This is a genomic window from Actinoallomurus sp. CA-150999, from assembly GCF_050942425.1.
Taxonomy (GTDB): domain Bacteria; phylum Actinomycetota; class Actinomycetes; order Streptosporangiales; family Streptosporangiaceae; genus Actinoallomurus.
In genome coordinates this window covers 2877064-2895895 of the sequence record NZ_CP192063.1, presented here as the reverse complement: position 1 = coordinate 2895895, position 18832 = coordinate 2877064, and the positions used below count along the sequence as shown (strand labels likewise).

Genomic DNA, 18832 nt, shown 5'->3' with positions numbered 1-18832 from the left:
GACAAATCCGCTGTCCGGCTGCGCGCCGCTCGCTATGAACGGGATTTGCCCGACACGCCCTTGGGGTGTCCGTGCACCGCGTCCGGTGAGTCGGTATCCGCTCGTGCCTGTTCGGCGGCGGTTGTGGCGTGAGGCGCAGTTGGTGTCTGTACGGCGGAGGCGAGGAGTGCCAGTCTGTCGGCGCTGTCAGTGCCGGGGTCCGGGTGGTAGATGACGAGGGTCTGGCCTGCCGTGCCGTCGATCCCCAGCCTCTCCCGGTTCAGCCGTAGGCGACCGACCTGGGGGTGGTCGATGTGTTTAGGTGCGCCTTCGCACGCCTCCACGTCGTGGCGGGCCCAGATCCGGCTGAAGCGGGGACTGGCGAGGGAGAGCTCGCCGACGAGCTCGATGAATCGGGGGTCGTCGGTGTCGGTGCCGACGGACTCGCGGAAGCCGGCGACCATGCCCGCGCCGGCTTTCTCCCAGTCCGGGTAGAGGGCCTGCTCGGCGGGGTCGAGGAACAGGTCCCGCAGGCGGTTGGCTCCCACCGCGAAGCGCGGTGACAGAGCGGTCGCCAAGGCGTTGGCGGCGAGAACGTCGAAGTAGCGGCCCTCGACCAGCGCGGGCAGCGGAAGCGTGGCGACGAGTTTGACGATTCCCGGAGGGACGGTCTCCTTCCGGGCCCGGCGCCGTTGGTGCCGTCGAGGCCTGTCGGCGCCGAGGCGGAGCAGGTATGCCGTCGCGTCGTCGTCGAGTTGCAGCGCGCGGGCGAGGGACTCGAGGACCTGCACGGATGGATTGCGGTCGCGGCCCTGTTCCAGGCGCAGGTAGTAGTCGGCGCTGATGCCGGCGAGCATGGCGACCTCTTCCCGGCGCAGGCCCGGCACGCGCCGTGCCCCCGAGACGGGGATACCGACCTTTTCAGGAGTGACGAGCTCACGGCGGGCGCGCACGTAGTCGCCCAGCGGGTTCGGTTCGCCGGTCATCTCCGCACTGTAATTCGCGCGGTCGCGCGCGTGCCTGGTCCTGTCACCCCCAGGATCGCGGGGGCCCTGGCCCGGTCAGAGGCCGGGCGGCAGCCTGATCAGTGGCCGCGCCCACGACGCGGACCAGCACAACAAGGAGCGAAATCATGTCGACATATCTGCTGGTACACGGTGCCTGGCACAGCGGACAGTGCTGGGAGCGGGTGGTCCCGCTGCTGGCGTCGGCCGGGCATCGCGTGTTCGCGCCCTCTCTGACCGGCTACGGCGACAAGGCGCATCTGCTCAGCCCCGAGGTGGGGCTGGACACGCACGTCGACGACGTCGTTCGGCTGATCATCGAGGAAGACCTCACCGAGGTGATCCTCGTGGGACACAGCTACGCCGGGCTGGTCATCTCGTCCGCGGCCAACCAGGTCCCGGAGCGGATCGCACACCTGGTCTACCTCGACGCGATGGTCCCGGAGGACGGCGAGAGCGCGGCCGATGTGATGCCCGTCACCCAGGACCTGATCGATCTCGCCGTGAAGTCCGACAGTGGCTGGCGGGTTCCGCCGCTACCCGAGCTGCCGCCGCCCTCGGGCCTGTTCGGGGTCACCGACCCAGCGGACGTCGCCTGGCTGCGCACGATGCTGTCGGATCAGCCGGTGCGCTGCCTCCAGCAACCGGTCCGGCTGGACGACCCGGCCGTGAACACGATCCCACGGACGCACATCCACTGCACCGTCGGCAAGCCGGAAGGCATCGTCCGGCGGCCCGTCCCCGCGATACAGCCCAACGGTTCCCCGGCACAGGTCTGGGAACTGGAAACCGGCCACGACTGCATGATCACCATGCCGGTCGAGCTCGCCGAGCTCCTGGTCAAGGTCGGCTGACCCGCCCACCGATGCGGTCGGTCGAGACGGCCGAGGCCGGGACATCGACCACGCGCCGGATTCGCTTTCTCATCCGGGCTTAAGAAACGGCTCACGCGGCTCCCACGATGAGTCGCGAGCTTGGTCAGCATGAGCGAGCTGACGACTTCCGTGGATCTCCCGGGGTCCGGGCCGGGGCGCGGCGAGGCCGCGCGCTCCCGGCGCGGCCCCCTGGGGCAGCCCCCGGGAATCATCGACGAAGAACCCCGCGACCCGCTCATCGAGGTCGCCATCCCCGTCTACAACGAGGCGCACGTGCTGGCGGCCAGCGTGCGCCGGCTGCACGCCTACCTGCGCGAGACGTTCCCGTACCGCTTCGTGATCACGATCGCCGACAACGCGAGCACCGACGGGACCTGGGACGTCGCCGAGCACCTGGCCTTGGAGATCGCCGAGGTCGACGCCGTGCACCTGGACCGTAAGGGACGCGGCCGGGCGCTCCGGCACGTCTGGAGCACCAGCGTCGCCGACGTGGTCGCCTACATGGACGTGGACCTGTCCACCGACCTGCACGCCTTCCTGCCCCTGATCGCGCCGCTGGTGTCCGGCCACAGCGACCTGGCGATCGGGACCCGCCTGTCCCGGGGTTCCGCCGTCGTACGGGGGCCGAAGCGGGAGTTCATCTCCCGCACGTACAACCTCCTTCTGCGTACGGCGCTCGCCGCCCGCTTCTCCGACGCGCAGTGCGGGTTCAAGGCCGGCCGTACCGAGATCGTGCGGGCGCTGCTGCCCGCGGTGGAGGACGAGGCCTGGTTCTTCGACACCGAGTTGCTGCTGCTCGCCGAGCGGAACGGCCTGCGGATCCACGAGGTGCCCGTGGACTGGGTGGACGACCCGGACAGCCGGGTCGACGTCGTCCGCACGGCGGTGGACGATCTGCGCGGCATGGCGCGCGTGGCCCGCCGCGTCCTGTCCGGAGCCTTCAACGTGCCGGTCCCCGCCCGTACGCGGGACGCGCAGCTGCCGACCGGCATGCGCCGGCAGCTGCCGAGCTTCGCGATCATCGGGGTCATCAGCACCGTCGCCCAGCTCGCGCTGTACGCGCTGCTGCGCTTCTTCATGCCGGTCATCGCCGCCAACGTCGTCTCGTACTTCCTCGCGGCCATCGCCAACACCGCCGCGAACCGCCGGTTCACCTTCCGCGTACGCGGGCGGCGCAGCGCCGTACGGCACCAGCTCGAAGGCGGTGTCGCGTTCCTCGTCGGCCTCGTCGTCAGCACCGCCGGCCTGGCCGTCTTCGATACCGTCGCGCCGAACGCCCCGCGTCTGGCCGAGGTCGCCGCCCTGTTCGCGCTCAACCTGTTCGCCGCCGTCATACGCTTCGTCCTGCTGCGCGCCTGGGTCTTCCACCCGCGCCGCGCCGCCGAGGAGACGGAGCCCGTCCTGCAGGAGCAGTCCCGTTGACCACCCAACTGTCCGAACCCGCCGGCGCGCCCCAGGCAGGGCCGAGAAACCGGCTCGGCCGTCTCGCACTCGGCCCCACGGGTGACCCCGCGTGGACCCGTCCCGCGCTGTGGGCCGTCCTCGCGCTGGCCGCCGCGCTGTACGGCTGGGGGCTGTCGGCGGGCGGCTACGCCAACAGCTTCTACTCCGCGGCCGTCAAGAGCGGCGCCCAGAGCTGGAAGGCGTTCTTCTTCGGCTCGCTGGACTCCGCGTCGTTCATCACGGTGGACAAGCCGCCGATGGCCCTGTGGGTTCAGGAGATCTTCGCCCGGATCATCGGGTTCGGAACGTGGAGCCTGCTGCTGCCCGAGGTCATCATGGGCGTCGCGGCGGTCGCCGTCGTGTACGCCACGGTCCGGCGCGCCTTCGGACCGATCGCGGGCGTCATCGCCGCGCTGGTCATGACGCTGACGCCGATCACGGTGGCGATCAACCGGGACAACAACCCGGACACGCTCCTCGTCCTGCTGCTGGCCCTCTCCGCGTGGGCCTGCCAGCGGGCGCTGGAGTCCGGGCGGCTGCGCTGGCTGCTCGCCTCGGCGTTCTTCGTCGGCTGCGGTTTCAACACCAAGATGCTGCAGGCGTACATCCTGCTGCCCGCGCTCGCACTGGTGTACCTGCTGTTCGCCCAGGGCGGGTGGCTCCGCCGGATCGGGCACCTGCTCGCCGCCGGGGTCGTCCTCGCGGTGTCGAGCCTCTGGTGGACGGTCATCGTCGACCTGATCCCCGCGAGCAAGCGGCCCTACATCGGCGGCAGCACGGACGGCACCGCCTGGGACCTCATCATCGGCTACAACGGCATCGGCCGGATCACCGGCAATGAGGGCGGCGGTCCCGGCGGAGGCGGCGGCCCCGGCGGTGGCGGGCGCGGTGGAGGCGGCGGGCCCGGTTTCTCCGGTCAGTCCGGCATCGGGCGCATGTTCAACGAGGTCCTCGGCGGCCAGATCTCCTGGCTGCTGCCGCTCGCGGCGCTCGTCCTGGTCGGCGGCCTGGTCCTGTACTGGAAGCGGCCTCGTACGGACCTGGCGCGCGCGGCCCTGGTGATGTGGGGCGGCTGGCTGGCCCTCCACTTCGTGGTGTTCAGCTTCGCGAGCGGCATCATGCACCCCTACTACACGACCGCCATGGCCCCGGCGATCGCCGCCCTGGTCGGAATCGGCGCCGTCGAGCTGACCCGCACGTACCGGGGCGGCGGGGCCTGGACCTGGGTCCTGCCCGCCGGCCTCGCGGTCACCGGCGCGTGGGCGTTCACCCTCCTGCGGCGCACCCCGAACTGGAACCCGTGGCTGGCCTGGACCGTCGCCGGCCTGACCGTGGTCGCCGTGATCGGCCTGCTCGCCGTGCGTCTCGGCCCGGGCACGCTCGCCCGCTTCGGCGTCCTGGCGGGCGTCATCGGCCTGGTGGCCGGGCTCGCCGGACCGGCGGCCTTCGCGGTGTCCGCCGCCGGTGGCCGCACGAACGGGAGCAACCCGACCGCCGGCCCGAACTCGGGCGGCATGGGCTTCCCGGGCATGCGCGGCGGAATGCCGGGGGGCGGGCAGATCCCGGCCGAGATCCGGAAAAGGCTCGAGGAAGGCGGCGGCTTCCCCGGGGGCGGCTTCCCGGGTGGTGGCTTCCCGGGCGCTCCGGGCGGCACCGGAGGCCAAGGCGGCTCAGGCGGCCAGGGCGGCGCCAACGGTCAGGGCAACGCCGGCCGGATGCCCGGTGGCCAGATGCCCGGTGGCCAGAACGGGCGGCAGGGCGGCCCCGGCGGAGGCGGTCCGGGCATGGGCGGTGAGCTCAGCTCGCAGATGATCTCCTACCTGGAGAAGAACCAGGGCGGCGCCACCTGGCTCGTCGCGGTCAGCAACTCGCAGAGCGCCGCGTCGATCATCCTGCAGACGGGCCGGCCGGCGATCTCCATGTTCGGCTTCGTCGGCGGCGACAAGGCGATGACCGTGCAGAAGCTCCAGGAGCTGGTCAAGGCCGGGAAGCTGCACTACGTGATGACCGGCGGCGGCTTCGGCGGACGAGGCGGTCCCGGTGGCGGCAACTCGGACGTGACCTCCTGGGTCACCAAGAACTGCACCGCCGTACAGCCCTCCGAGTACGGCGCCTCCTCGTCCACCGGCTCCTCCCAGCAGAGCGGATCGTCCCTCTACCGCTGCGGCTGACGAACAACGCGGACCGGGCGTCTCCCAACGCCCCGAACGGTCGACCGCCCTCAAGTGGCGCGCGGAGCGCGGACCATCCGCCGAGGGTTCTCGGGGTAAGGACCACGAGAACCCTCGGCGGAAACGGAAGATCAGGGTCCTCGCTCCGCCAGCGGGGGGTGGTGGGCCAGGCGGCTGATCGATGGCGCGCGTAGCCACCAGACGGCCGAGGCGCTGATGGCGGCGCTGACCGACAGCACGACGGCCAGGCCGGTGCGGGTGCCCAGCACGGCGGTGCCGATCGTGGCCATTCCGCCGGCGGTCAGGGCGCCGACCGGGACGGCACAGTGGGTGATGGTGCGGGCGGCGGCGTGGGTGCGGCCCTGCAGATGGGCCGGGGTGAGGGTCTGGCGCAGCGTCAGCACGTTCACGTTCCAGATCGGCAGCCACATCGAGGCCACGGCGGCGACGCAGACCAGCACCGGCACGGGGACACCCAGCAGGGCGATGGGGGCCAAGGCCCATGTGGCGCCTTCCAGGCCGGCACTCATCCTCAGCGTGCGGCTCAGTCCGATGCGTGCGGCGAGCCGGCGGGCGCCCACCGCGCCCAGCAGGGCGGCGGCGGTGCCCGCCGCCAGGATCGTGCCGGTCACCGCGGCCGAGAGGCGCAGGGCCCGATAGGCGAACAACAGCAGCGCGGTCCTGACCATGGTCATGCCGAGGTTGCGGATGGCCGCGGCCAGCGTGGTGTGGCGGAGCACCGGGTGATGCCAGACGTGACCGAGTCCTTGTCTCAATGCCGCTCCCAGCGCCGGGGGCCGGTGATGGCGGACGGGTTCTCGGGTGGTGATGAAAGACAGCCCGGTCAGTGAGGCGGCAAAGGACACGGCGTTGGCGGCCAAAGCACCGCCGGGACCGGCCCACTGCAGAAGGAAACCGCCCAGGGCCGGCCCCGCGAGCTGGGCGGCGGCCTGGGAACTCTCCAGAGCGGCGTTGCCGCTGAGCAGGCCGCCATCCTCCACCAGGATCGGCAGATATCCCTGGTAGGCGACGTCGAAGTACACCCCGCACACGCCGGTGACGGCGACCGCGGCGCACAGCGACAGGTAGTCGATCCGGCCGGTGGCCGAGACGACCGCGACCGTGGCGAAGACCACCAGTCGTACCAGGTCACAGGTGATCAGGATCCGGCGGCGCCGATACCGGTCGGCGGCCACCCCGGCGAACGGGCCCAGCAGCGGGTAGGCGATGTACCCGATGGCGGTGAGCAGGCCGACCTGCCACCCCGCGGCGTGGAGTACCAGAATCGCGATGCTGGGAATCGTCAGCGTCGCGACCTGGTCACCGGCCAGGCTGATCGTCTGCCCCGCCCACAGCAACCGAAAGTCGCGTCCCAGCCGCCGTGTCACGCGTCCTCACCGATCATCGGCAGTCTCGCTCCACCTCGGGTGACGTCGATGACCGGGCCGCAGGAGGCGTTCCCGGGCCCGCGACCTCTCGGTCTAGATTCGGTTGATCGTCGCGAACCAGGCAGGTGCGCCGTCGTCGTGGATTCTCGTCTGAATCCGGTCCGATTCGATCGCGGCGATATTCCATCCACTACCGGGATTGAACGCCGCTCTCAGCTCTTCCTCGCTGACAGGGTGCGGTCCGGTGTCGGGACCCTCGTCGCTGAAGCACAACACGTACAGGGTGCCACCGTGCGCCGTCACCGACGCCAGGCTCGCCACATATCCCGGGCGCTCGTCACGATCGAAGGTGTGGAACAGTCCGCAGTCCAGCACCGTCTCGAACCCGCGTCCCAGGCGCTCCAGCCGGAACGCGTCCGCCGTGGCGAACTCGACCTCGATCCCACGGTCGTCGGCCTTCTCCCGGGCGATCGCCAGTGCCGTCTCGGCCACGTCGACGCCCAGCACCGACAGTCCCAGCGAGGCGACGTGAAGAGCGTTCTCGCCGGTCCCGCAGCCCGCGTCGAGCACCGCTCCGGCGAATCCGCCTTCGGACGCCAAACGCACTATCGCCGGCTGCGGCCGACCGATGTCCCACGGCGCAGGGCCGTCGCGGTACGACGCATCCCAGGGCAGCCCCGTCATCCGTTCGTGACCGGTCGGCTGCCGGCCGCCGAAGGGATCGTCAGCGAGATCTCCTGATCGCTCCAAGGCTTCGTCCCCCTTTCCTGCGACTGATCCTGCCACCTGACTACCTCCGGAAGCCCACGTCGGTCCAGACGGGGTCGGACAGGCCGAAGGCGCCCCAGTTGGCGAGGGTGCTTCGGACCGAGACGATCTGGGGGCGCTGGTAGAGCGGCAGTGAGTGGACCTCGACCCAGATCATCCGGTCCGCCTCGTTCGCCGCACGCCGCGCCCGTACGGGGTCGAGTTCGCCGACGGCCCGTGCGAGCGTCCGGTCCAGGCTCGCGGAGCCGATCCGGGCGAGGTTCTGCCGCACGTCGTCGCCGCGCGGACGGGCGTACACCGACTCCAGGTTCGAGATCGGGAACGACGTGTCGTGCCAGGTGAAGGGCGCGAGGTCGTAGGCGCCGGGCACGAGGTACCGGTCGAAGAAGTCGCCGTCGGGGACCGGACGGAGCAGCAGTCGCACGCCGACCGCGCGCAACATCGCCTGGATCAGCTCGCCGCTCTGCCTGCTCACCGCCGCGCTCTCCGGGAAGAGATAGCGGAGGGTCAGCGTCCGGCCGTTCTTCCGGCGCACTCCCCCGGCCGGTGTCCAGCCCGCCCGGTCGAGCAGTCGCCGGGCCCCGCCGGGGTCGTACGCCCCCACCTGCCCGGCGTTGTCCCGGTAGCCCTGCTGGGTGTTGACGTACACGTGGTCGTTCATCACGTCGGCGCGTCCGCCGAGGCCGCGCAGCGCCGACCGGGCGACGGCGGCGCGGTCGATGGCCGTCGCGACCGCCCGGCGCACGTCCGGGTCCGACAGCGCCGGGCCGGCGCCGTTGAAGGTGAGCTGGACGAAGTCCGGCCCGGCCGCCCGCCGTACCGAGACGCCGGCGGTCCCCGCGACGCGGCGGTACGCGGTGGCGTCGGCGCCGGCGTCGAAGCCGTCGATCTCACCGCTCAGCAGGGCGCCGGGCATGGCGTCGCGGGCGAGGTGGCGGAAGACGATCCGGTCGAGTTTCGGCCTGGCGCCCCACCAGGCCGGATCGCGGACGACCGTGACGGCCTCGGCGGTCCGGTCGATCCCCTCGAGCCGGAACGGGCCCGCGGTGACGGGGAGCCGGTTCAGCCAGGCGTGGTCCCAGCGGTCCGGCGTGCCGATCGTCCCGGCCGGGTAGAGGGGGCTGAAGAGCTCGCGCCATTCACCGAACGGCCGGGCGAAGGTCACCACCACCTGCCGGTCGTCGCGCCCGCGTGCGACGCCGCGGATCCGGTCGTACCCGGTGGAGGTGGCGATCGGGAAGGCCGGGTTCCGGCCGCGGGCCGCCCGCCAGAGGGCCTGGAAGTCCCGGTAGCCGATCGGCGTTCCGTCGGACCAGTGGGCCTTCGGGTTGATGTCGTACACGATGACCTGGTGCGGACGCGTCCGGGCGATCCGCGCGCCGGCGAGGTAGTCCGGGTCGGGGCGGACCGCGCCGTTCGCGTCGCTGCGGAACAGCCACGGCATCGTCGTGCGCAGGACCGTGACGGCGTCGAGGTTCGGCCCGCCGAGATGCCAGTAGTTCCACTGCGTGCGGAACTCCCCGGTCGCCAGGCGGAGGGTGCCGCCCTCTCGCACGGCGGCACGCGGCACCGGGCCGATGTCGTACGGGGCGAGGGCGGGCGGCGCGCCGGGGCGGGCACCGGCACAGCCGCTCAGGACGATGAGGACGGCCACGAGTCGCATGAACGTCATCCGCGCTCCCGGAACGACGCGCCGCGCAGTCCGGCCCCGGCCAGGTCGACGGCGAGCAGTGTGGCGATCAGCAGGATCACCGGGGGCAGGAACAGCCACGGGAAGACGGTCGCGGCGGGTGCTCCGTCGGCGAGGAGCGTGCCCAGGGAGACGTCCGGCGGGTGGACGCCGAAGCCGAAGTAGGACAGGCCCGACTCGCCGACGACGCCGGCGCCGGTGTTCAGCGTGGCGTCGGCGAGCAGCAGCGACGTCAGGTTCGGCAGCAGGTGGCGGAGGACGATCCTCGGCGCCGACGCGCCCAGTTGGCGTGCCGCGAGGACGTACCCCTCGTCGCGCAGGGAGCGCGTCGCGGCCCGGACCGCCCGCGCCGTCATCATCCACATCAGGCCGGTCAGCAGGAGGGCGGTCGCGACCTGGCCGGTGAACGCCCGCGACACCACCGCGGCCACCAGGAACGGCGGGAACACCAGCAGCAGATCGGTGACCCACAGCAGGAGGCGGTCGGCCCACCCGCCGAGGTATCCGGCGGCCGCGCCCGTGATCGCGGCCAGGACCGTCGCGCCCGACGCCACGAGCAGGCCGGTGATCAGCGACCGGCGAAGGGCGCGCAGCGCGACCGCGTACATGTCCCGGCCGCTCGCCGTCGTTCCGAGCCAGTGATCCGCCGACGGCGGCTCGCCGAACGCGGTGACGTCGACGTCCGTCCAGCTCCACCGGGTGAGGTACGGCCCGGCGCCCGCGAGCACCCCGAGCAGGGCGAGCAGCGCGAACCCGGCCAGCGGCCGTCCGCACGTCCTCACGCGCGGGACCTCGGGTCGAGGACCGCGACGGCGAGGCCGGACAGCAGCCCGGCGCACAGGACCACGACGGCGGCGAAGCAGCAGTACGCCGCGACCGCGTTGACGTCGCCGCGATGGATGGAGTCGATCAGCCACTCCCCCATGCCGTGCCAGCCGAAGACCTTCTCGGTGCCGGCCGCTCCCGCGAGAAGGGTCGCGCACCCGTACGCCGACATCGGGACCACGGGGATCACCGCGACGCGCAGCGCGTGCCGGGTCAGCGCTCTGCGGCGGGTCAGTCCCTTGGCGACGGCGGCCCGGACGAACGCGGCGCCGGCGGTGTCCCGCAGGGTGCCGCGAAGGTAACGGCCGACGACGGCCGCCCGGCCGAGCGCGACCGTCAGCGTCGGCAGCACGAGGTGCTGGAGGCGTTCGGCGAGGTGGTGCGGCGACCCGGCGGGGGTGTACTCCCCCGTCCAGGCGAAGATCCTGGTCCCGGCCCGGGAGTTCGCCCACTGCGCCGCCGCCTGGGCCAGGACGGCCAATGCGACGAGGGGAATCGCGAGGACCGTGAAGGTGCCGGCCGTGACCAGGCGGTCGAGGAGGACATGCCGGTCGAGCGCGCCGACGACGCCGAGCGCGGCCCCGAGGACGTTGCCCAGGAGCACACCCGCCAGCAGCAGGCGCAGGCTGACGCCGACCCGCCGACGCGTCTCGGCCCCGGCCGGAGTCCCGTCCAGGGTGGTGCCGAGGTCGCCGTGCGACAGACCGGAGGCCCAGGTGACGAACCGCGCGAACAGCGGGGTCCGGTCGTTCGCGTTGAGCTCGTCGAGCCGCTTCTCGACGGCGGAGGGCGGCGGAGGCGGATTGCGCGCCTCCAGCTCCGCCCGGGGGTCGAGCACCGTGGCGGCGAGGAGGTAGGCGAGACCGATCGCGGCGATGACGAGGAGCACCTGACCGGCCAGCCTGCGCAGCAGAACGCCCGCCATGGACACCTCCTCCGCGAATCGACCCGACCACGAAAAGTTATCGACTCATCACTCTTCGCGCAGGGGATCGCCGAGATGTCCGGAACGGCGGGTGGGGCCGTCGCCCCACCCGCCGTCGCCTCAGCTCCTACGGTCGGCGGCCTGGCGTACGGTCCCGCACGCCACTTCAACGCAGTTACCGCCGTTGCCGCCGCTGCGGGCGGACTTGCGCCACGTCGCCACTTCGACGCACGCGCCGCCGTTGCCGCTGCTCCGGGTCGACTTACGCCAGATCACATCCATTTCTTGGCCACTTCCTTGATGAGGTTGAGAGATGCCTGACGCGGTAGCGCCTCGGCTCGGAGGCACTCCCACATCCGTTTCACGATCGCCAGGTCCTCCGCGCTCTCGGCCAACTGGCCGTACAGCGCGGTGTCGAGGTAGACGAACTCGTCTCCGTCCATCGTCGCGATGACGAAGGGCCCGGCCAGGCCGGCGTACGCGCCGACGTCTCTGGGGATCACCTGCACGACGATGTCCGAGCGCGTCTCGCACAGCTCGACGAGATGCATGAGCTGCTCGCGCATGACCGTCGGCCCGCCGATGGCCCGGTGGAGAACGCCCTCGTCCACCACCGCGACGAACATCGGCGCGTCGTCGCGGGTGAGGATCCGCTGGCGTTCCAGCCGGGTGCGCACCTGCGTCTCGATGTCCAGCGACGCCGGCTGGCCGCTCTTCTCGAACACCGCGCGGGCGTAGTCGGGGGTCTGCAGCAGCCCCGGGACGAGGAGCGCCTCGAACCAGTTGAGGGCCGTCGCCTGTTCTTCGATGATTCTCCATCGATCGAGCCAGTCCGGGATCAACTCGCGTTCGACGAGTTCTTTCAGCAACCGCTTGAGCGCCCCGCCGGTTTCCAGGGCGTCGTCGCAGCGTTTGACGAAATCCGTTTTCGGTTTCCGTCGCGCGGTCTCCACCATCCCGACGGCGGACTCCGAATAATTGATCGCCTGAGCCAGCTGAAGCTGGCTCATCTTCCGATACTCACGCCATGAACGTAACTCAGCGGCGAAGTACTCCAACCAGGTACGGCCGTCATTGAACCTCACAGCTCCCTCACAACCGCCTCACAGACCGGGCGCTCGCGCTCACGGTAACCGGGTCTTTGGGTCGAGACTACGTCTCTCCAGGTAGACGTGGGAGGGGAAATCTCTCACCGTCAGGAAGGCGTAAGAGATGCCATCTTCACCTCGTTCGAGCTGCATGCTCATCGCCGCACTGCCCAGCGCGGCGGGGCGGGCCCGGACCTATACGCGGTGGGCGTTGCGCACCTGGCGGCTGGATACCATGGTCGAGACTGCGGAGCTCCTGGTCAGCGAGCTGGTGACCAACGCGGTGAAGGCCACCGGCGGCCTCAATGGCTCTCTCCGCGCCGGGCGGGCCGAGACGGGTTCGTCGATCTATCTCTGTCTCTCGACGTTCTCGGAGAAGCTGCTGATAGAAGTGTGGGACAGAAGTGACGAATCACCGCATAGGCGCACAGCCTCGGACGATGACGAGAACGGCCGCGGACTCGTTCTCGTCCAAGCCCTCTCGAAGGACTGGGGATATGAAACGTTGTACTCGGGTGGAAAAATCGTATGGTGCGAGTGCCTGATTCTCGAGTGACGACCGAACCGTCTCCGCGCCTCACGATCATGCCCCGGAGGACGCGGTTCCGGAATCCACGCCACCATTATTAGCCTTGGATAGCCAAATAAAAGGCGAAATTCCGCTTCGGAATAAGACCGCGTCAATCACCAATGGAGCTCTAAAACAGACAGGCCCCGCCCATAATGCGCGGGGCCTGTCATTCTTCCACGGAGTTCGCGGAACGGGCTCCACCGAGCCGATCCAAGAAGTGAGGGTTTCAGTCCAGGAGGAAGGCCGCGATCTCGGCGTGCTGGGTGCGAGCGGGGCCGTCGAACGCGACGAGCCACTGGGCGCGCTTGTAGTAGCGGTGCAGCACGTGCTCCCAGGTGAAGCCGATGCCGCCGTGCCCCTGGATGGCGTTCTCGCAGGCGAAGACCGCGGCCTCCCCCGCGAACGCCTTGGCCGCGAGGCAGGCCTGGCGCGCCATCGGGTCGTCCTCGGCGACGCACCACGCCGCCCAGTAGGCCAGCGAACGGGCCTCCTGGAGCCGTACGTAGACGTCGGACGCCTTGTGCGACACGGCCTGGTAGACGCCGATCGGCTTGCCGAACTGCTTGCGTTCCTTGGCGTAGGCGACGAGCAGGTCCAGCGCGCGCTGGGCGACGCCGACCGCTTCCAGGGCCGCCGCGGCGTAGGCGCGGTCGCGGATCCGGCCGAGCAGCTCCGCGGCGGCGTCTCCGCTCGCCAGCGGGCGCGCGGGGGCGCCGTCGAACCGTACGGTCGCCAGTCGCCGCGTGCCGTCCAGCGCGCGGTGCGGCGTGACCGTGGCAGCCGAGGCCTCGACGGCGTAGAGCCCGTCGGCGGCCGTGACGACGAACAGGTCGACCGCCGCGCCGTCCGGCACGAGGATCTTCTCGCCGGTGAGCCGCCCGCCGGAGACCGTCGCGCCGGCCGGATCGAGCAGCCCCTGCGGCACGCCCGGCTCGGCCCACGCCAGCGTGGCCGTCAGCCCGCCCTCCGCGACCTGCTTGGCCGTCTCGTCGTCGAGCGCGGGAGCCGCGAGGACGGCGGTGGAGAAGTACGGCGCGGCGAGCGGCCGGTAGCCGGACTCCTCCAGCAGCACGGCCTGGTCGAGGAAGGTCAGCTCGGCGTCGAGCCAGCCCATCTCCGCGAGCTTCGGCCACACCTCGGCGTCGACGCCGGTCTCGGAGTCGGCGAGCTGCGCGAGACGGACGTCGTCGTAACGCTCCGCGAGGAACTCACGGGCGAAGCCGCGCAGCTGCTCCTGCTCTTCGGAGAACGCGAAGTCCATGATCAACGTCCCTTCGGCAGGCCGAGGACCCGCTCGGCGATGATGTTGCGCAGGATCTCCGAGGTGCCCGCCTCGATCGTGTTGCCCCTGGCCCGTAGCTGCCAGTACTGCCAGAACCCGCTCCACGGCGCCTCGTCGCCGGTGACCTGGGCGTGCAGGCCGAACACCGACTGGGCGAGCGAGGTCAGGCGCTGGTTGGCCTCGCTCCAGGCGAGCTTGACGCCCGAGCCCTCCGGGCCGGGGATCCCGGTCTCCAGCAGGGTCGTGAGCGCCCGGTAGTTGGTGAAGCGCAGCGACTGCATCTCGATCCACTCGCGGGCCACGGCGTCGCGCATCAGCGGGTCGTCGGCGGGCCGCCGGCCGTCCGGGCCCGGCTGCCGTACGAGCTCGACGAGGTGGTTGACCATGCGCTCGAACTCCGCGGACAGGGCGAAGCCGAGCGTGCCGCGCTCGTGCAGCAGCGTGGTCATCGCGACCTTCCACCCGTCACCGGGCCGGCCGAGGATCGAGTCGCGCGGCACCCGGACGTCGTCGAAGAAGATCTCGTTGAACTCCGGGTCGCCGGTGATCTGGTGCAGCGGCCGTACGGTCACGCCGGGCGCGTGCATGTCGACGATGAGGTAGGACAGCCCGGCGTGCTTGGGCGCGTCCGGGTCCGTACGGACGACGAGGATGCACCAGTCGGCCTTGTGCGCGTAGGACGACCAGACCTTCTGCCCGTTGACCACCCAGTGGTCGCCGTCGAGGACCGCGCTGGTCCGGCCGGCGGCCAGGTCCGAGCCGGAGCCGGGCTCGGAGAAGCCCTGGCACCAGATCTCCTCACCCGACAGCAGCGGCTTGAGGTAGCGCTGCTTCTGCTCGTCGGTGCCCCAGGCGATGATCGTCGGGCCGGCCATGTTCAGGCCGATGACGCCCGGGTGCCCGGGGCTATCGGCGCGGGCCGACTCCTCCAGGTAGATGGCCTGGTAGGTCGGGGACAGCCCACGCCCGCCGTACTGCTCCGGCCAGGTCAGCCCGACGTAGCCGGCCGAGTAGAGCCGGCCGCCCCACGCCCGCCGCTCGTCGAAGTCGCCCTGGCCCGCCTCGATCGCGCGGCGCGGCGCGTTCTCCTCGAGCCACGAGCGGAGCTCCGCGCGGAACGCGGCCTCCTCGGGTGTGTCGCGAAAGTCCACGCTGCCTCCTACATGCCGATCGCCCGGCAGTACAGCCGGGTGAGCTGTTCGACGTCGCCGTCGTCGTGGGGCCGGCCGAGGACGTACCAGGTGTACGCCGTCCGGCCGATCATCGTCGCGAGCGCGACCGCGGCCGTACGCGGGTCGACGTCCTCGGGGACCAGGCCGGACCGCTGCCACTCCCGGATGGCTCGCTCCTGCCGGTCGTAGAAGACCCCCCACGCCCGCAGGTACGTCTCGCGCATCGCCGGAGAGAACGTCGCGACCTGCTCGAAGACCGCCATCAGCCGGGCGTTGTCCCGGTAGGCGCGCAGGTAGGCGCGGTTGGCACTGGCGATGCGCGCCGCGGGGCCGCCGCCGTTCAGCGGCTCGGCCCGCATCACGGTGAGCAGGCCGTTCAGCATCTCGTCGATCAGCTCGGCGAAGACGGCGTCCTTGTCGGCGAAGTGCGTGTAGAAGCTGCCGTACGCGACGCCGGCCCGGTCACAGATCTCGCTGATCTTGGCGTCGAGGAAGCCGTGCTCCTCGAACACCTCCCGGGCGGCCGTCAGCAGCGCGGCGCGGGTGCGCTCGGCGCGTGCCTGACGCTTCACGGGGGTCATGGCGCACATCGTAACCGAAACCGATTCGGTAATCGACAAGTCGGCCGGCTCGGGTTCGACACGGCGACGCCGCCCTGCACGACGGCGCCGCCCGGCGTGGCGATGCCGGGCGGCGCGATGGTACGGGGTCGTGCGGGGGCCGGGTCACGAGCCGGTGGGGACGGGGGTGGGTGCGTGCCGTTCGGAGGAACGCCCCGACCGGGCCCGCCGGTTGCGCAGCGCACCGGCGCCGACCAGGAGGAGACCGGCCGCCGACCAGACGAGCAGGACCGTGAGCGGGCCGCCCGCCCGCGCGCCGTCGAAGAACGCGACCGACCGCAGGAGCGTGCCGCCCGCCCCGGCCGGCAGGTCCTGGCCGACCGTCCCCCACGGCCGGGGCAGCAGTTCGGGCGCCGAGGTGACGCCCGAGAGCGGGTTGGCGACGAGCATCATCGTGACCGCGCCCAGCCCGATCCCGGCCCGCCCGAGCACCGCGCCGAGTCCGGCCACGGCGCTCGCCACCGCGAGGCTGGTCAGCCCCACGACGCCGGCGACGGCCACGTACGAGCCCGGCACCACCGACAGGCCGCTTGCGGCGATCGCCGCGGTGAGGAACCCCGCCCCGGCCGCGAACACCACCAGGCCGATCCCCCGCCACTCCGCGGAACCGACCAGGAGCGTCAAGAGGATGCCGCAGATCAGACTCGACATGACGAGCGGCAGCACGAGAGCACCGAACGCGGCGCCTCGCGGGTCGTCACGATCGGCCGGCACGACGTCCTGCGGGGCCGGCACGCTGACCCCGGACAACTGCTGGGACATCTGGGTGAGCAACTGGGCGACGGTCGGGCTCGCGGCCGAGGCGACGAGCACCCGTGGCCCGCCCTGCGTGACCACGATGGCGCCGTACGCCTCGCGGTCGGCCAGCGCCCGCCGGGCGGCGGCCTCGTCGGGCCGCCGCTTCACCTCGAACACCCCAGGGCGCTCGGCGCCGAGTCGCTGCGCAATGGATGCGGCGGCCGGGGCGGGACCGGCCACGACGACCGGCACGTGGCGGGGTGCGATACGGGCGGCGGGCCAGGTGAACGCGGCCACCATGAGCGCCTGCACGGCGACGGCCAGCAGACCCACGAGGACGGCGCGGAGAGAGGTCTTCATCGTCCCACTCCAATAAAGCGAATGTTCGCTCTCTTACTCGTCCTCACGATCACAATCGTCGGCGGGTTTGTCAAGAACGAATGTTCGTTTTATTATGAGCCATGCCCAAGGTCAGCGAGGCGCATCTCGCACAGCGCCGTCAGCAGATCCTCGACGCGGCCCGGCGGTGCTTCATCCGCAAGGGCTTCCACCAGTCGTCCATGCAGGACGTCTTCAAGGAGTCGGGTCTGTCGGCCGGCGCCGTCTACCGCTACTTCAAGAGCAAAGAGGAGATCGTCCGCGCCATCGCCGTGGAGAACCAGGGCATCATGGCCGGCCTGCTGGAGGAGATCCTCAACGAGGACGCCCTTCCGCAGCTCGACGAGGTGATCGGCCGGTTCGCCGTGCGCGTCGAGACGCTGCTGGTCGACGACGGCGCCGTGCGCGTCGCCCCCGAGGCCTGGGCCGAGGCCGCGCACAACCCGGCGGTCGGCACGCTGGTACGCGAGCTGTTCGCCGACACCCGCAACTGGTGGGTGAAGCTCGCCGAGCGAATGCGCGACGCGGGACGCCTGCCCGCCGACGCCGACCCTTGGGCCGTCGGCGCCACGCTGTTCTGCCTCGTGCCCGGCTTCGTCCTTCAGCACGTCATCCTGAAGGACGTCGACGCCGACACCCTGCGCGAGGGCATCCGCGCGCTGACCCGCTGACGGCCCATGCCCAGCGCCGATCCGTAACGTACAGCGGCAGATCAGTCTCGGCGGCTGATCGAAATTGCCGCTACCTCGACGCAGCTGCCCTCATCTCCGCCGCTACGGCTGCTCTTGCGCCAGACGGCGGCCACCTCCACGCAGCTGCCTTCGTTTCCGCCACTTCGGTCGCTCTTACGCCAAAGGTCGCCGGTCGACAGAGAAGTGTTCATGGAGTTGAAGCTATCCGCTCGATCAGCTCCAGTGACAGCCCTCTGTCCAGCGAAACGGCGAGCAGTTTGGCGAAGATCTCCTCATGCTCGGCGACCTCCGCTTCGTCGTCTACGAAGACACTCTTGCTGAACTGCTCGACGACCGTAACGCTGAGCCGTCCCGGCGGACGCAGCCTGAACAGATCGAACGGCCCGGCGAGCCAGAGGTAGGCCCCGGCGGCCTCGGGGAGGATCCGAATCTCGATGGCTTCTGACCTGGCAGCATTGGCCAGTCGGCGCATCTGCGCGTTCATCACCGCAGCGTCTCCTACGTGATAGCGCAAAGCGGCCTCGCCGATGACCGCCGCATACCGCGGTGGATCAGCACGATTGAGAACTCGTTGACGGCGCATCCGAAAGTCGACCAGCGCCCGGCAGTGCCGTCTTGTGCTGGGAGACCCAACCGCAATGAGGGCGCGAGTGTACTCGGGCACCTGAAGTAAGCCAGGAATCAAGCATGGCTGAAAAGCGCGGATCAACTCGGCGTCCTCTTCGAGGCTGGCCAGGTCGAGAGCAGCGGCGGAGATCCGGCCCTCTCGGATGCGCTCCCAGTTCTTACCCGGATCGTGAGTGGCCAGGTGTAGCAGGGACTCGCGCAGCGGACCGTCCGGGACACCGTAGAAGTCGAGAAGATCGGCCAACTCCTGGCGGTCGATGGAATGCAGGCCGTTCTCCAGGGTACTGAGCCAGCCCTTGGACCGGCCGTACCGGCGGGAGGCCGTTTCGATGGTCATCCCGCAGTCCTCGCGGGCCCTGCGCAGCGCCGAACCGGCCCTGCGCAGCGCCGAACCGATCCGGCGCAGGCGCACGGACGGGATGTTCCGGGAGGGCATGGCCCCACGGTGTCACTCATCGTGTTATTGCACGTACGGATCGGGAGCGGCTGAACGTTCATCCGACCCCGTCCCGATGGTGGCGGCATCACCTCGGGCCCCACGGACTTCCCGGGGTCCCAGGTGAGCACGGACCATACGACGGACGTCATGCCCAGGG

The 18832-nt window shown here is 70.8% G+C and carries 19 protein-coding genes; 5 read left to right on the top strand and 14 right to left on the bottom strand.

Annotated features, from left to right (window positions below; translation table 11 throughout):
* Positions 1–32: 32 nt before the first annotated feature.
* Positions 33–965, bottom strand: coding sequence for a helix-turn-helix domain-containing protein (locus ACQP2O_RS13790; protein ID WP_433183862.1), 933 nt, complete (start codon positions 963–965; stop codon positions 33–35).
* 146 nt (positions 966–1111) lie between these two features.
* On the opposite strand from ACQP2O_RS13790, the gene ACQP2O_RS13785 reads away from it, so the two are divergent.
* The 3 genes from ACQP2O_RS13785 (at position 1112) to ACQP2O_RS13775 (ending at position 5472) form a co-directional block, all read left to right on the top strand.
* Positions 1112–1837 (top strand): alpha/beta hydrolase, encoded by a 726-nt coding sequence (locus ACQP2O_RS13785; protein WP_433183859.1) that lies wholly within the window; start codon positions 1112–1114, stop codon positions 1835–1837.
* Positions 1838–1966: 129 nt separating this feature from the next.
* Positions 1967–3280 (top strand): glycosyltransferase, encoded by a 1314-nt coding sequence (locus ACQP2O_RS13780; RefSeq protein ID WP_433183857.1) that lies wholly within the window; start codon positions 1967–1969, stop codon positions 3278–3280.
* Positions 3277–5472: a glycosyltransferase family 39 protein gene (locus tag ACQP2O_RS13775; protein ID WP_433183854.1), complete on the top strand. Its 2196-nt coding sequence runs from the start codon at positions 3277–3279 to the stop codon at positions 5470–5472. Before ACQP2O_RS13780 ends, ACQP2O_RS13775 begins: the two co-directional genes overlap by 4 nt.
* Positions 5473–5603: 131 nt before the next feature.
* On the opposite strand, the gene ACQP2O_RS13770 is transcribed toward ACQP2O_RS13775, so the two are convergent.
* From ACQP2O_RS13770 to ACQP2O_RS13740, 7 genes are all read right to left on the bottom strand, one after another.
* Positions 5604–6860, bottom strand: a complete 1257-nt coding sequence (locus tag ACQP2O_RS13770; protein WP_433183851.1) for an MFS transporter — start codon at positions 6858–6860, stop codon at positions 5604–5606.
* A gap of 93 nt (positions 6861–6953) precedes the next feature.
* Positions 6954–7544 (bottom strand): class I SAM-dependent methyltransferase, encoded by a 591-nt coding sequence (locus ACQP2O_RS13765; protein WP_433191013.1) that lies wholly within the window; start codon positions 7542–7544, stop codon positions 6954–6956.
* A 106-nt stretch (positions 7545–7650) separates the two neighbouring features.
* Positions 7651–9300, bottom strand: coding sequence for an ABC transporter family substrate-binding protein (locus ACQP2O_RS13760; protein WP_433183848.1), 1650 nt, complete (start codon positions 9298–9300; stop codon positions 7651–7653).
* A complete protein-coding gene (locus tag ACQP2O_RS13755) occupies positions 9297–10100 on the bottom strand; it encodes an ABC transporter permease (protein WP_433183845.1) in 804 nt (267 codons plus the stop codon). Before ACQP2O_RS13755 ends, ACQP2O_RS13760 begins: the two co-directional genes overlap by 4 nt.
* Positions 10097–11068 carry an ABC transporter permease gene (locus ACQP2O_RS13750; protein ID WP_433183843.1) on the bottom strand — a complete coding sequence of 324 codons (972 nt, stop codon included), beginning with the start codon at positions 11066–11068 and terminating at the stop codon, positions 10097–10099. The genes ACQP2O_RS13755 and ACQP2O_RS13750 overlap by 4 nt, the downstream gene beginning before the upstream one ends.
* Before the next feature lie 120 nt (positions 11069–11188).
* Complete coding sequence (locus tag ACQP2O_RS13745) at positions 11189–11350, bottom strand: DUF397 domain-containing protein (RefSeq protein ID WP_433183840.1); 162 nt, start codon at positions 11348–11350, stop codon at positions 11189–11191.
* Entirely contained in the window at positions 11341–12153 is an 813-nt protein-coding gene (locus ACQP2O_RS13740) for a helix-turn-helix domain-containing protein (RefSeq protein WP_433183837.1), read from the bottom strand. Before ACQP2O_RS13740 ends, ACQP2O_RS13745 begins: the two co-directional genes overlap by 10 nt.
* A 154-nt stretch (positions 12154–12307) precedes the next feature.
* Between ACQP2O_RS13740 and ACQP2O_RS13735 the strand changes: the two genes are divergently transcribed.
* Entirely contained in the window at positions 12308–12712 is a 405-nt protein-coding gene (locus tag ACQP2O_RS13735; protein WP_433183834.1) for an ATP-binding protein, read from the top strand.
* Between the two features lie 241 nt (positions 12713–12953).
* Here ACQP2O_RS13735 and ACQP2O_RS13730 read toward each other — a convergent pair whose 3' ends face one another.
* The 4 genes from ACQP2O_RS13730 to ACQP2O_RS13715 form a co-directional block, all read right to left on the bottom strand.
* Complete coding sequence (locus tag ACQP2O_RS13730) at positions 12954–13988, bottom strand: acyl-CoA dehydrogenase family protein (RefSeq protein ID WP_433183831.1); 1035 nt, start codon at positions 13986–13988, stop codon at positions 12954–12956.
* Between the two features lie 2 nt (positions 13989–13990).
* Positions 13991–15160 (bottom strand): acyl-CoA dehydrogenase family protein, encoded by a 1170-nt coding sequence (locus tag ACQP2O_RS13725; RefSeq protein WP_433183828.1) that lies wholly within the window; start codon positions 15158–15160, stop codon positions 13991–13993.
* A gap of 8 nt (positions 15161–15168) precedes the next feature.
* Entirely contained in the window at positions 15169–15762 is a 594-nt protein-coding gene (locus ACQP2O_RS13720) for a TetR/AcrR family transcriptional regulator (RefSeq protein ID WP_433183825.1), read from the bottom strand.
* 144 nt (positions 15763–15906) lie between these two features.
* Positions 15907–16899, bottom strand: a complete 993-nt coding sequence (locus ACQP2O_RS13715; protein WP_433183823.1) for a hypothetical protein — start codon at positions 16897–16899, stop codon at positions 15907–15909.
* A 101-nt stretch (positions 16900–17000) separates the two neighbouring features.
* On the opposite strand from ACQP2O_RS13715, the gene ACQP2O_RS13710 reads away from it, so the two are divergent.
* Positions 17001–17588 carry a TetR/AcrR family transcriptional regulator gene (locus tag ACQP2O_RS13710; protein WP_433183820.1) on the top strand — a complete coding sequence of 196 codons (588 nt, stop codon included), beginning with the start codon at positions 17001–17003 and terminating at the stop codon, positions 17586–17588.
* Positions 17589–17629: 41 nt separating this feature from the next.
* Here the strand turns inward: ACQP2O_RS13710 and ACQP2O_RS13705 are convergent, their stop codons facing one another.
* The gene (locus ACQP2O_RS13705; protein ID WP_433183817.1) at positions 17630–17800 is read right to left on the bottom strand and encodes a DUF397 domain-containing protein; all 171 of its coding nucleotides are present in this window, start codon (positions 17798–17800) and stop codon (positions 17630–17632) included.
* Positions 17797–18672, bottom strand: a complete 876-nt coding sequence (locus ACQP2O_RS13700; RefSeq protein WP_433183815.1) for a Scr1 family TA system antitoxin-like transcriptional regulator — start codon at positions 18670–18672, stop codon at positions 17797–17799. Before ACQP2O_RS13700 ends, ACQP2O_RS13705 begins: the two co-directional genes overlap by 4 nt.
* Positions 18673–18832: the final 160 nt, after the last annotated feature.